10 protein-coding genes are annotated in these 12,629 nt (G+C 72.2%); 3 read left to right on the top strand and 7 right to left on the bottom strand.

From position 1 onward, the window contains the following. Positions 1 to 70 precede the first annotated feature (70 nt). The 3 genes from QBL25_RS28350 to QBL25_RS28340 all read right to left on the bottom strand — a co-directional run bounded on the left by QBL25_RS28350 (position 71) and on the right by QBL25_RS28340 (position 3,547). Positions 71 to 841: an enoyl-CoA hydratase/isomerase family protein gene (locus tag QBL25_RS28350; RefSeq protein ID WP_409059792.1), complete on the bottom strand. Its 771-nt coding sequence runs from the start codon at positions 839 to 841 to the stop codon at positions 71 to 73. A 110-nt stretch (positions 842 to 951) separates the two neighbouring features. Beyond that, entirely contained in the window at positions 952 to 2,193 is a 1,242-nt protein-coding gene (locus QBL25_RS28345; RefSeq protein ID WP_409059791.1) for an Ig-like domain-containing protein, read from the bottom strand. Between the two features lie 157 nt (positions 2,194 to 2,350). After that, positions 2,351 to 3,547 (bottom strand): Ig-like domain-containing protein, encoded by a 1,197-nt coding sequence (locus tag QBL25_RS28340; protein WP_409059790.1) that lies wholly within the window; start codon positions 3,545 to 3,547, stop codon positions 2,351 to 2,353. A gap of 220 nt (positions 3,548 to 3,767) precedes the next feature. On the opposite strand from QBL25_RS28340, the gene glgX reads away from it, so the two are divergent. The 3 genes from glgX (at position 3,768) to QBL25_RS28325 (ending at position 8,960) form a co-directional block, all read left to right on the top strand. After that, positions 3,768 to 6,080, top strand: a complete 2,313-nt coding sequence (gene glgX / locus QBL25_RS28335; RefSeq protein WP_409059789.1) for a glycogen debranching protein GlgX — start codon at positions 3,768 to 3,770, stop codon at positions 6,078 to 6,080. 125 nt (positions 6,081 to 6,205) lie between these two features. Next, positions 6,206 to 7,159 carry a LysR substrate-binding domain-containing protein gene (locus QBL25_RS28330; RefSeq protein WP_409059788.1) on the top strand — a complete coding sequence of 318 codons (954 nt, stop codon included), beginning with the start codon at positions 6,206 to 6,208 and terminating at the stop codon, positions 7,157 to 7,159. A 406-nt stretch (positions 7,160 to 7,565) separates the two neighbouring features. Then, on the top strand, positions 7,566 to 8,960 hold the full coding sequence (locus QBL25_RS28325) for a carbohydrate-binding protein (RefSeq protein ID WP_409059787.1): 1,395 nt from the start codon (positions 7,566 to 7,568) through the stop codon (positions 8,958 to 8,960). A 48-nt stretch (positions 8,961 to 9,008) separates the two neighbouring features. Here QBL25_RS28325 and QBL25_RS28320 read toward each other — a convergent pair whose 3' ends face one another. The 4 genes from QBL25_RS28320 to QBL25_RS28305 all read right to left on the bottom strand — a co-directional run bounded on the left by QBL25_RS28320 (position 9,009) and on the right by QBL25_RS28305 (position 12,609). Beyond that, positions 9,009 to 9,638: a response regulator gene (locus QBL25_RS28320; RefSeq protein ID WP_409059786.1), complete on the bottom strand. Its 630-nt coding sequence runs from the start codon at positions 9,636 to 9,638 to the stop codon at positions 9,009 to 9,011. Beyond that, positions 9,631 to 10,863 (bottom strand): sensor histidine kinase, encoded by a 1,233-nt coding sequence (locus QBL25_RS28315; protein WP_409062805.1) that lies wholly within the window; start codon positions 10,861 to 10,863, stop codon positions 9,631 to 9,633. Before QBL25_RS28315 ends, QBL25_RS28320 begins: the two co-directional genes overlap by 8 nt. A gap of 70 nt (positions 10,864 to 10,933) precedes the next feature. Beyond that, entirely contained in the window at positions 10,934 to 11,710 is a 777-nt protein-coding gene (locus QBL25_RS28310) for an ABC transporter permease (protein WP_409059785.1), read from the bottom strand. Next, positions 11,707 to 12,609: an ABC transporter ATP-binding protein gene (locus QBL25_RS28305; protein ID WP_409059784.1), complete on the bottom strand. Its 903-nt coding sequence runs from the start codon at positions 12,607 to 12,609 to the stop codon at positions 11,707 to 11,709. The genes QBL25_RS28310 and QBL25_RS28305 overlap by 4 nt, the downstream gene beginning before the upstream one ends. Between the last annotated feature and the right edge of the window lie 20 nt (positions 12,610 to 12,629).

Genomic DNA, 12,629 nt, shown 5'->3' with positions numbered 1-12,629 from the left:
GCGCATAATGCGCTCCTTCGGGGGACACTTTGGCTGACGCGTCCTCAACTGAACGTGTCACGCGTCCAATTCAGAGGAACTTCGCCTTGCCCGGACCCTCTTCGGCGAAGCTCCGCATGCCCCGCTCACGGTCCTCGGTGGCGAAAAGGCCCGCGAACCACGTGCGCTCGATCGCGAGCCCCGTGTCGATGTCCGTCTCCAGGCCCGCGTCCACGGACTCCTTCGCGGCGCGCAGCGCGAGCGCGGGCCCCTGCGCGAGCCGCGCGGCCCACTGGTGCGCCTGCTCGTACACCTCGGCGGCGGGCACGACGCGGTCCACCAGACCCATCGACAGCGCCTCGTCGGCCTTGACCATGCGGCCGGTGAAGATGAGGTCCTTGGCCTTGGCCGGGCCGACCAGACGCGCCAGGCGCTGGGTGCCGCCCGCGCCGGGGATCAGGCCGAGCAGGATCTCCGGCTGGCCGAGCTTGGCGTTGTCGGCGGCGATGCGGAAGTCGGCGCAGAGGGCCAGCTCGCAGCCGCCGCCGAGGGCGTAGCCGGTGACGGCGGCGACGACGGGCTTGGGGATGCGGGCGACCGCGGTGAAGGAGTCCTGAAGGTCCCTGGACCGCACGACCATCGCCGTGTGGTCCATGGCCTGCATCTCCTTGATGTCCGCGCCCGCCGCGAACACCTTCTCGCCGCCGTAGATGATCACGGCGCGTACGTCGTCGCGCCGGGTCGCCTCTTCGGCCAGCTCTTTGAGCCGGTCCTGGAGGGCGATGTCGAGCGCGTTCATCGGGGGGCGGTCGAGGCGGATCGTGCCGACGCCTTCGGCGACTTCGAGATGCACAGATGTCATGCGGGGCACGTTAGCCGTGCCCCGCACACCCGTGACGACCGGTCACGGTTTCCGACCGGTCGGGGCTTCCTGCCCGTCAGGACCTCCGACCGGTCAGGACTACCTGCTGGTCAGGACTTCCACTTGTCCCAGGACATGTTCCAGCCGTTGTAGCCGTTCTCGGGCTGGATCGTCTTGTCCGCGGAGTTCTTCACGACCACGACGTCACCGATGAGGGAGTTGTCGAAGAACCATCCGGCGGGTGTCTTCTTGCTGTAGCCGCCGCGCACGTCGCTCAGGCCGATGCAGCCGTGGCTGGCGTTCGTGTTGCCGAAGGCGCCGCCCGACCAGTAGTTGCCGTGGATGAACGTGCCCGAGGTGGACAGCCGCATCGCGTGCGGGACGTCCTTGATGTCGTACTCGCCGCCGAAGCCGACGGTCTCGCCGTTCATGCGCGTGACCTGGAGCTTCTCACTGATGACCATCTGGCCGTTGTACGTCGTCGTGCCGGGGGCGCCCGCGGTGATCGGGATCTTCTTGATCTGCTTGCCGTCCCGGACGACCTTCATCTGGTGCGACTTGGCGTCGACGGTGGAGACCTGGCTGCGGCCGATGGTGAACTTCAGGGTCTTGGCCTGCTCGCCGTAGACCCCCGGCCGGCCCTCGACACCGTCGAGGTTGAGGTCGACGGTGACCTTCGTCCCCGCCTTCCAGTACTTCTCGGGACGGAAGTCGATGCGGTCGTTGCCGAACCAGTGCGGCTCGACGTCGACGGCGGGCTCCGTCTTGATCCGGATGGCCTTCTCGACGGCCTCCGGGTCGGTGATGCCACGCGAGAAGTGGACCGAGAACGGCATTCCGACGCCGACCTTCGAGCCGTCCTCCGGCGTGAACTGACCTATGAAGGTGTTCTTCGGGGTCAGCGTCGTGAACGTCGTGTCTTTGGCGGACTCCCGGCCCTCGGAGTCCTTGGCTATCGCGTGGACCTTGTACTTCGTGGACGCGGCGAGGTGATGCGCCGGCGTCCAGCTCGCGCCGCCCGAAGTGATCTTGCCCGGGACCGGATTGCCCTTGCTGTCCTCGACCTTGACCTGCGACAGCTTGCCCTTGTCGGCGGCTATCTTCAGCGCTCCGCTGGTGGCCACCGAGTCGGCGCCGTCCTTGGGGGCTATGGTCACCACCGCCGTCGACGGCGCGTTCTTGTCGGCCGCCTTGTCCTTGCCGTCGCCGCCCGCGTCCGAGCCGCCCCCGCCGCATGCCGTGACCAACAGCAGCGTCACACCCGATGCCACCGCAAAGAGACCCTTGGTCCCCCGTCGTCGCGCACTCCCCCGTGCGCCAACCGACGTCCCCGATATCGGTCGCCCGTTCACGATGTGTCTCCCCTCGCACGGCCTGGTCAGGCCCGCACCCCAGTGCCTCAGCGCGTACAGACACGCGCCTGCGCTAGATAACCACACGGCTCCGACCGATGACTCCCCGCCAATGTCACCGTTCCGTCCCAACTGCGCATGCGGTGCGGGCCCTGCCTCAGCGGCCGTCCTCGGGCTTGGTCACCGGCTTGGATCCGGGCGGCGCCGTCCACTCCTTCCAGTCCATGTTCCAGCCACCGAGCCCGTTGTCAGGAGCGACTTTCTTGTCATCGCTGTTGACGACTTCCACCACGTCACCGATCAGGGTGCGGTCGAAGAACCACCCGGCCGGCGTCCGCGAGCTGCCGCCCTTCACGTCGCGCAGGCCCACGCAGCCGTGGCTGACATTCGTGTTGCCGGGCGCGTTCGGTGACCAGTAGTTGCCGTGCAGGAAGGTGCCGGACGTCGTCAGACGGATCGCGTGCGGCACGTCGGGGATGTTGTACTCGCCGCCGAAGCCGACGGTGCGGCTGTTCATCCGGGTCACCTCCAGCATCTCCGTGACCACCATCTTCCCGTTGTACGTGGTGGTCTTGGGGGCGCCCGCGGTGATCGGCACCGTGGAGAGGAGCTCGCCGTCGCGGCGTACCTCCATGGTGTGCTCGGCGGCGTCGACCAGGGAGGTCTGGCTGCGGCCGACCGTGAACGCGAAGCTCTTGTCCTGGAGGCCGTAGACGCCGGGGGCCGCCTCGACGTCGCGCAGGCGCAGGCCGACGGTGACCTTCGTGCCGGGCTTCCAGTACTTCTCGGGGCGGAAGTCCAGGCGGGTCTTGCCGAACCAGTGCGGCCGCACGTCGACGGCGGGCTTCGCGGTGACCTCGATGGCGCGCTCGACGGCCTCGCGGTTCTCGATCTCCTGGTTGAACTCCAGGGAGACGATCATGCCGGTGCCGACGGTGGAGCGGTTCTCCGGCGACACGTAGGCGATGAACCGCTCGTCGGGGACCTGGGTGGTGAACGTCGTGTGCCGGGCCGAGCGGCGGCCGTGGCCGTCGAGGGCGACGGCGTCCACCGAGTACTTGGCGGCGAGCGCGAGGGCGCCGTCGTCCAGCGGCTTCCAGGTCATGCCGTCCTCGTCGATGCGGCCGGGCACGTTCTGCTCGCGCGCGTCCTGCACCCGGACGACCTTCACCGATTCGAGCCGTCCGTCGGGGACCTCGATCCGGAGCGGTTCGTCCCCCTTGACTCCCTTGCTCCCGTCGTCGGGCGTCACCCGGATGGCGTCGGCGGGCGACCGCGGCTTGCCCATAAGGCGGTCGATGCCACCGTCACCGCTGCACCCCGTGGCACCGGCAAGCAGTCCTGCCCATGTCATTACGGCGGCCAGCGCGGCCCCTGCGCGCCGAGCGCGCCTCGCTACCTGTCTCACGTCCGTCCCAACGACCGTCCCCCTCCTGGGGAAACGTGAGTGCGACGCACACGCTGGGCAGAACAGTGGGGAGGACGGCACGGGCCCTCGGGTCCGCACGTGCCGTCGGTCGGGTAAGCCTCCGTCGCCGGGACGCGGCGGGGGTCGAGCCGCAGGAGGCGAATGGGTGTCCAGCGCAGCCGAACAGGAAGCACTCCGGGACGGGCGGCGCGGGACGGGCGCGACCGCGGTGAACGGAACGGCCGCCGCCGTGAACGGGACGTCGACGGCGGCACGGGCGGCGCCGCGGGCCGTTGCGAGCGCGCGTGCCCTGCCCGTGTGGCCGGGGGCGCCGACGCCGCTCGGCGCGCGGTTCAGGGTGGGGCCCGACGGAGTCGCGGGGACCAACTTCGCGCTGTGGGCGGGGGGCGCCGAGGCCGTCGAGCTGTGTCTGTTCGACGGGCGGGGCGTCGAGACGCGCGCCGCGCTGACCGAGCTGACGCACGAGATATGGCACGGCTTCGTGCCGGGCGTCCGGCCGGGACAGCGCTACGGCTACCGCGTGCACGGCCGCTGGGACCCGTGGACGGGCGCCCGCTGGAACCCGGCGAAACTGCTCCTCGATCCGTACGCGCGTGCGGTGGACGGTGACTTCGCCACGCACGGGCTGCCGCCCGAGGTCTACGGGCACGTGCGGGACTGGCCCCAGCAGCACGTGGCCGACACCGTGCGCGACGACCGGGACTCGGCGCCGTTCGTCCCCAAGGGCGTGGTGGTGCACGACGACGCCCCGGACGACGAGTGGGCCGACGACCGGCGCCCGAAGACGCCGTGGGCGGACTCGGTCATCTACGAGGTGCACGTACGCGGCTTCACCAAGCTGCACCCGGAGATCCCCGAGGAGCTGCGGGGGACGTACGCGGGTCTGGCGCATCCCGCGGCGATCGGTCATCTCGTCCGCCTCGGGGTGACGGCGGTCGAGCTGCTCCCCGTGCACCAGTTCGCCCACGAGGACCACCTCCTGCGCCGGGGCTTGACGAACTACTGGGGCTACAACTCGATCGGCTACTTCGCACCGCACGCGGCGTACGCGGCGTCGGGGACGCGGGGCGAGCAGGTCGGGGAGTTCAAGCGGATGGTGCGGGCGCTGCACGAAGCCGGGATCGAGGTGATCCTGGACGTCGTCTACAACCACACGGCGGAGGCGGGCGAGCTGGGCCCGACGTTCTCGCTCAAGGGGATCGACAACCGCGGCTACTACCGGCTCCAGCCGTCCGACGCGCGGCGGTACGCGGACTACACGGGCTGCGGGAACACGCTCCAGGTGGTGCAGCCGCACGTGCTGCGCCTGATCACGGACTCCCTGCGGTACTGGGTGACCGAGATGGGCGTGGACGGTTTCCGCTTCGACCTGGCGGCGGCGCTCGCGCGCTCGTTCCACGACGTCGACATGCTGTCCCCCTTCCTGGCGGTGATCGCGCAGGACCCGGTGCTTCGGCGCGTGAAGCTGATCGCCGAGCCGTGGGACGTGGGGTCCGGCGGCTATCAGGTGGGGGCCTTCCCTCCGCTGTGGACGGAGTGGAACGACCGCTACCGCGGGGCGGTGCGGGACTTCTGGCGGGGCGCGCTGCCCGACGTACGGGATCTGGGGTACCGGCTGTCCGGGTCGAGTGATCTGTACGCGTGGGGCGGGCGCCGTCCGTACGCGTCGGTGAACTTCGTGACGGCGCACGACGGGTTCACGCTGCGGGACCTGGTGAGTTACGAGCGCAAGCACAACGAGGCCAACGGCGAGGGGAACCGGGACGGCTCGGACGACAACCGGTCCTGGAACTGCGGCGTGGAGGGCGAGAGCGCGGACGAGCGGGTGACGCGGCTGCGGCGGCGCCAGCTGCGCAATCTGCTGACGACGCTGCTGCTCTCGACGGGGGTGCCGATGCTGGTCGCCGGGGACGAGATGGGGCGCACGCAGCGGGGCAGCAACAACGCATACTGCCAGGACAACGAGGTCAGCTGGGTGGACTGGGGGCTGCTGGAGGAGCCGGGGTGGCGGGCGCTGTTCGACCTGACGTCGCGGCTGATCGCGCTGCGCCACCGGCATCCCGTGCTGCGGCGGCGGGCCTTCTTCTCCGGGCGGGCGCACTCGGCGGACGGGCTGCGGGATCTGGCGTGGTTCACCGCGCGGGGGACGGAGATGACGGAGGGCGACTGGTACGCGCCGGCCGCGACGCTCGGCATGTATCTGTCCGGCCGCGACATCCCGGGCCGGGACGCCCGGGGCGCGCCGGTCGTCGACGACAGCTTCCTCGCGATCCTGCACGCGGCGGACCGGGCGGACAGCTTCATCCTGCCCGGGGCGCCGTGGGCGCGGGCGTACGAGGTGGTGGTGGACACCGCGCTGGAGGAGCAGGCCGCCGAGCCCGGCCGGGTCCTGCCCGCCGACACGGCGGTGACGGTGGGGGCCCGGTCGGTGCTGTTGCTGCGGGTGCGGGAGGGGTGACGGTGACGGGCGGGTGAGGCCGGGCGGGAGCAGTGCCCCGCGGTGGCCCGTGGTGGCCCGCGGCGGCCCGCATTGGTCCGTACCTGCCCATTGCCGCGCTGACCGGCACGGGTCAAGCTCGGCGCATGGACCTGGAGTTGCGGCACCTGAAGACGATCCGGGCGATCGCCGACGCGGGCAGCCTGACCAAGGCCGCCACCGTGCTCGGGCTGGCGCAGCCCGCCCTGAGCGCGCAGCTGAAGCGGATCGAGCGGGCCCTGGGAGGGGAGCTCTTCGAGCGGGGGCGGCACGGGGTGCGGGCCACCGCGCTCGGGGAGTTCGTGCTGGCCCGTGCCCGGGTCGTGCTGCCCGCGGTCAGCGGGCTGCGGGAGGAGGCGCTGCGGTTCGGCCGGGCCTGGGAGGGCGGGGCGGGGTTCCGTCTTGGCGCGACGCACGGGCCGCTGCTCGGGGCCCTGGTGGACCGGCTCGCGGCGGCGCATCCGGGGGTGCCGGTGACGACCCACACGTCCTGGTCGGAGCGGGAGATCGCGTCCCGCACGGCCGACGGGCGCCTGGACTTCGCGCTGGTGGGGACGTGCGGGGCGAGTCCGCCGCCGGAGAGCGAGGTGCTGGTGTGGCGGGAGGTGGCCCGTGACCCCGTCTTCGTCATGCTGCCGACGGAGCATCCGCTGGCCGGCCGCCGGGAGATCGAGCTGGCCCGGCTCGCGGACGAGGCGTGGACGGACGTGCCGGGCGACGGCTGCTTCGCGGACTGCTTCACCGCGGCGTGCGCCCGTGCGGGCTTCACTCCGGCGTCCGTCTACGAGACGGATGTGGCGTCCTGCGTCCATCTGGTCCAGGTGGGGCGGGCGGTGGGGCTGTGCCGGGCGACGTTCCCGCCGACGCCGGGCCTGGTGACCCGGCCGCTCGCCGGGGCGCCGCTGTACTGGCGCCACCTGCTGGGCTGGCATCCCGCGACCCCGGCCCACGCCACGGCCCCCACGGTCTACGCCCAGGCCCGCGCGGCCCACGCGGAAGCGGCAGCCCGCAGCGAAAGCTACACGGCCTGGCTGACGGCCCCTTCCCCTCAGGGCCCGTGAGGACGCCCTGCGGGTTACGGCGACCGTGGCCTCCCACGCCGAGCCGACGTCTCCAGCCCGTCCGGCGTTCGAGGACGAGCTCGGCGCAGCCGGCGATGGCGGGGCGTGCCACTGCCGGGAGGCCGGGTGCAAGGGGCAGCACGCATCCCGCCCCTCCCCCTGGTCGCACTCTCCCCGCGCGCCGGGCCGGCGTAATCAGCCCGTCCGGCGTTTGAGGACGAGCTCGGCGCAGCCGGCGAGGGCGGGGCGTGCCCCCTGCCGGGAGGCCGTGGTGGCTGTTCCATAACGTCGGGGGCGGGGGTCGGATGACAGCTTCTGGGGGGCAGTTGAGGGTTCTACGGTGTGGGCGTTCCGCTGAGCGACACCCCCACCGGTCCGCTCGCCCCTCGTACCGAGGAGTTGCCCCATGCCCCCCATCCACCACAGACGCGCCACCGCCGCGTGCGCCGCGCTCGCCGCGGCCGGCGCCCTGGTCCTCGCGGGCCTGCCCGGCACCGCCAACGCCCAGACCGACCCCGCCGCATCCTCTTCGTCCCCCTCGTCTTCTTCGCCCTCCCCCGCCGAGACCGCCGCCGTCGACAGGACATCGCCCGAGGTCCTGAAGGCCATGCAGCGGGACCTCGGCCTCACGTCGGCGCAGGCGAAGGCCCGTCTGGTCAACGAGGCCGACGCCGGTGCCGTCGCGGGAGCACTGCGGGCCGCGCTCGGCCGTGACTTCGCGGGTGCCTGGGTGCACGGCGCAACCTCCGCGCGGCTCACCGTGGCCACCACCGACGCCTCCGACGTCCCCGCGATCGAGGCCCGGGGCGCGCGGGCAGAGGTCGTGCCGTACTCCACCGCACAACTCGACGCCGCCAAGGCACGGCTGGACCGCGCCGCGAAGAAGGCCGCCACGCGCGACGCCCCCGTCTGGTACGTCGACGTACGCTCCAACGCCGTCGTGGTGCGGGCCGTGCACGCCTCCGCCGCGAAGTCCCTCGTCTCCGCCGCGGGGGTCCCCTCCTCCCTCGTACAGATCGAGAAGACCACGGAGCGGCCGCGTCCGCTGTACGACCTCGTGGGCGGTGAGGCGTACTACATGGGCGGCCGGTGTTCCATCGGCTTCCCGATCACCAAGGGCACGCAGCAGGGCTTCGCCACGGCGGGCCACTGCGGGCGGGCCGGCACCGCGACCAGCGGCTACAACCAGGTGGCCCAGGGCACGTTCCAGGCGTCCATCTTCCCCGGCAAGGACATGGCCTGGGTCGCGGTCAACTCCCAATGGACCGCCACCCCGTACGTGAAGGGCCAGGGCGGGCAGCGGATCGGCGTCGGGGGCTCCACGCAGTCCCCGGTGGGTGCGTCGGTCTGCCGCTCCGGCTCCACTACGGGGTGGCACTGCGGCACGATCCAGCAGCACAACACCAGTGTCACCTACCCCGAGGGCACCATCAGCGGCGTGACGCGGACGACGGTCTGCGCGGAGCCGGGCGACTCGGGCGGCTCCTACATATCCGGGAGCCAGGCGCAGGGCGTCACCTCGGGCGGCTCGGGCACCTGCTCCAGCGGCGGGACGACGTTCCACCAGCCGATCAACCCGCTGCTCCAGCAGTTCGGCCTGACGCTGAAGACGACCGGCGGGGGCGACCCCGGCCCCGGTCCCGGTGACCCGGAGCCGGGCGGCACGTGGGCCGCGGGCAAGGTGTACGCCCCGGGCGACACCGTCACGTACGGCGGCTCGACCTACCGCTGCCTCCAGGGGCACCAGGCACAGCCGGGCTGGGAGCCGCCGAACACTCCCGCCCTGTGGCAGGCCGCCTGAGCCAGAACCTGACTCAGCTCAGCTCAGCTCAGACCAGCTCAGCAAAGCTCAGCTCAGGATCCCCCTGCTGTACGCCGTGGCCACCGCCGCCGCGCGGTCCTTGACGCCCAACTTGCCGTAGATGTGGGTGAGATGCGTCTTGACCGTGGCCTCGCTGATGAAGAGTTCGACGGCGATCGCACGGTTCGACGTGCCCTTGGCGACGAGCGCGAGCACCTCCCGTTCACGGGTGCTCAGCGGCTCGTTGCCGGGGGCACGTACGCGTGAGACGAGCCGGGACGCCACGGCGGGCGAGAGGACCGTGCGGCCCTGGGCCGCCGCGCGGACCGCGGTGAACAGCTCGTCGCGGGGCGCGTCCTTGAGGAGATAGCCGGTCGCGCCCGCCTCGATCGCGGGGATCGTGTCCGAGTCCGTGTCGTACGTGGTGAGGACCAGGACCCGGGCGCGGGAGCCGCGCCGGGTGAGCTCGGCGATCGCGTCGACGCCGTTGCCGCCCGGCATCCGCAGATCCATCAGGACGACGTCGGGGTCGAGTCGCTCCACCAGGGCGACGGCCTCGACGCCGTCGGCGGCCTCGCCGAGCACCTCGAAGCCGGGGGCCGACCGGAACATGCCGCGCAGGCCGTCGCGTACGACGGGGTGGTCGTCGACGACGAGCAGAGTGATCAGGTCATCCATGGCGGACCAACGGTACGCGAGCCGAGAGCGCGGTGCCGTGACCCGGCTCCGATTCCACGGTGAAGGAGCCCGCGACGCGTTCGGCGCGGACCCGCATGCCGTCGAGCCCGAAGCCGCCGGAGCCGCTGCGCTGCACCAGGTCCAGCGGATCGAAGCCGCGGCCGTCGTCACGCACGTCCAGGGCGACCTCGTCGTCCATGTACGAGAGGGTGACGCCGAGGCGGGTGGCCGCCGCGTGCCGCGAGGCGTTGGACAGGGCCTCCTGGACGATGCGCAGGAGCGTCGCGTCGATCTCCTCGTGGAGCGGCTCGGCGGTGCCCGTGAGGGTGAACTCGGCCCGGACACCCGTGCGTTCGGCCCACTCCGCGACCGTCTTCTTCAACGCCTCGGGGAGCGCGTCGTGCTCCAGGGCCGTCGGGGAGAGGTTGTGCACGGAGCGGCGGGCCTCGCCCAGGCTGTGCCGGGCCAGATCGGCGGCGCGGCCCAGGTGCTCGCGGGCCAGCGTCTCGTCGGAGGCGCTCGCGACGACCTGGAGCTGGGCGATGATGCCGGTCAGGCCCTGCGCGATGGTGTCGTGGATCTCCGCGGCGAGCCTGCGCCGCTCGTCGGCGACGCCCGCTTCCCGTGCCTGGACCAGGAGTTGGGCGTGCAGGGCGGCGTTCTCGTCCATGGCCTGCTGGAGCGCGGTGTTGGTGCGCTCCAGCTCGACGATCGTGTCGGCCGCGTCGCGGGCACGCTGCTCCTCCTGCTCCGTGAGGTGGGCGAAGACGGCGAGCATCGCGACGTTCACCGCGAGCAGTCCGCCGAAGACGCCCCAGCCGAGCTCGCCGTGCGGCGGCAGGCCGCCGGACTGCGAGCCCGACATGGTGACGGCGGTGAGGAACAGGCCGGGCTTGACCAGGCGCGGCAGCAGCCGCTCGGCACCGAAGTAGCCGACGACGGCGTAGAACGCGAAGAACGGGTTGATCCAGCTGAGGACGAAGGCGATCGCCCAGCGCAGGGCGTAGTAGGCGACGCCCGCGGGCGAGGGCCCCGGGCGGGACACGGCCAGCGCGCCCCACCCCAGCTGGAGCGCGAACCCCGCGCCGACGAGGGCCCCGGCCACGTACCAGTCGCCCCGGCTCATGCCGATGGGGCCACCCGTGGCGACCGCCATGAGCAGCCCGAAGGCCAGCAGGGCGTAGGGGCCCCAGCGGTGGAACATGCCCCACCGCCGTTCGATCATCTCCGCGGCGTCCGCCGTGCTCGTGCTCACCGCCCCAGTGTCCTCGACCGGCCACGTCGCCACGGTCGGGTCACTCCCACCGGAACCAGCGCACGGCCCCGGCCGTCAGGGCCACCGTCCACAGCGCGAGGACGCCCAGGTGGATCCACCCGGCCCAGTCCCCGGCGGCGGCGTCGCCGAGCGCCTGGGACGCGGCGCCGAGCGGGGTGATCTCCACGACGCGGGCGAGCGCGTCCGGCATCGCCTGCACCGGCAGCCAGACGCCCGCGCTGAACATCGTCGGGAAGAAGACCGCGGAGCCGATGGCGGTAGCGGCCTTCGTGGTGCGGGCGAGCGCCGAGACGAGGGCGCCGAGTGCGAGCCCGCACAGGATCGCGAGGAGCAGCGCGAGGGCGTAACCGAACGCCTGGCGCGGCAGCGTCACGTCGAAGGCGATGCGTCCGGCGGCCAGCGAGAGCAGTGCGGAGACGAGGGCGGCAAAACCGTGGATGCCCGTCTGCGCGCCGAGCACGGCGGCGGGGCGCACGGGCGTGGCCGACATGCGGCGCAGGATGCCGCGTTCGCGGTAGCCCGTGACGAGCGGCGGCATGGCCTGGAGGCCCGCCATGATCAGCGAGAGCAGCACCGCCACGGGCACGTACGCGTCGATCATCCTGAGCCCGCCGAGCGAGTCCGAGGGGTCCCGGAAGGAGGGGATCGAGCCGAGGAGCAGCAGGAGGGCCGTGGGAAAGACCATGATCCAGAAGAGGGCGCCGGGCTCGCGCCGGAAGAGGCGCAGTTCCGCCTTGAGGACGGCGGCGAAAGCCCCGTGCGTCCGGGTGGGGCGAAGGGCCGTGGCGGCGGTCATGCCGTGGCTCCCGTCAGGTCGAGGAACGCGTCGTCCAAGGTGGCGTCGGAGACCCGGAGTTGGTGGGCCGTGACGTGGTGCCGGGCGAGCAGTGTGATGGCGGCGTCGACGGTCTCGTCGGTGCCGGTGAGGGTGTAGCGGCCGTCGCGGTGGTCTACGGAGATCACCCGGGGCAGCGCGGCGAGCTCCCGCTCGTCGAGCGGCGCCGACGGCGTGAAGGACATGACGGTGGATCCCGCGGCCCGGCTGATGAGGCCGGCCGGGCTGTCCAGGGCGGCGATCCGGCCGTGGTCGATGACCGCGATGCGGTCGCAGAGGCGCTGGGCCTCCTCCATGAAGTGCGTGACGAGCAGGACGGTGACGCCGCTGTCGCGTACGTCCTCGATGAGCTGCCAGGTGTCGCGGCGGGCGCGCGGGTCGAGCCCGGTGGTCAGCTCGTCGAGCACGACGACCCGGGGGTTGCCGATCAGTGCGAGCGCGATGAACAGGCGCTGCTTCTGGCCGCCGGAGAGCTTGCCGAAGCGGCTGTCCAGCTTGTCGGTCAGGCGCAGGCGTTCGGCCAGGGGGCGCCAGTCCGCGGGGTCCGGGTAGAAGGCGGCGTACAGCTCCAGGGCCTCGCGCACGGTGAGCTTGGGCTGAAGCTCGCTCTCCTGGAGCTGGGCGCCGAGGATCCGGGTGACGCGGTCGTGGTCGGCGACGGGGTCGAGCCCGGCGACGCGGACCGTTCCGGAGTCGGGGACGCGCAGGCCCTCGACGCACTCCACGGTGGTGGTCTTTCCGGCGCCGTTCGGTCCGAGGACGCCGAAGATCTCGCCCTCCTCGACGGCGAAGGAGACGCCGTCGACGACGGTCCGTCCGCCGTAGGCCTTGCGCAGGTCGTGCACTTCGATGATGGGCATGAGCCGAGCCTCGCGGGTGG

This window comes from Streptomyces sp. SYP-A7185 (assembly GCF_046103685.1).
GTDB lineage: Bacteria > Actinomycetota > Actinomycetes > Streptomycetales > Streptomycetaceae > Streptomyces.
This window is presented reverse-complemented; position numbering and strand designations above follow the sequence as displayed.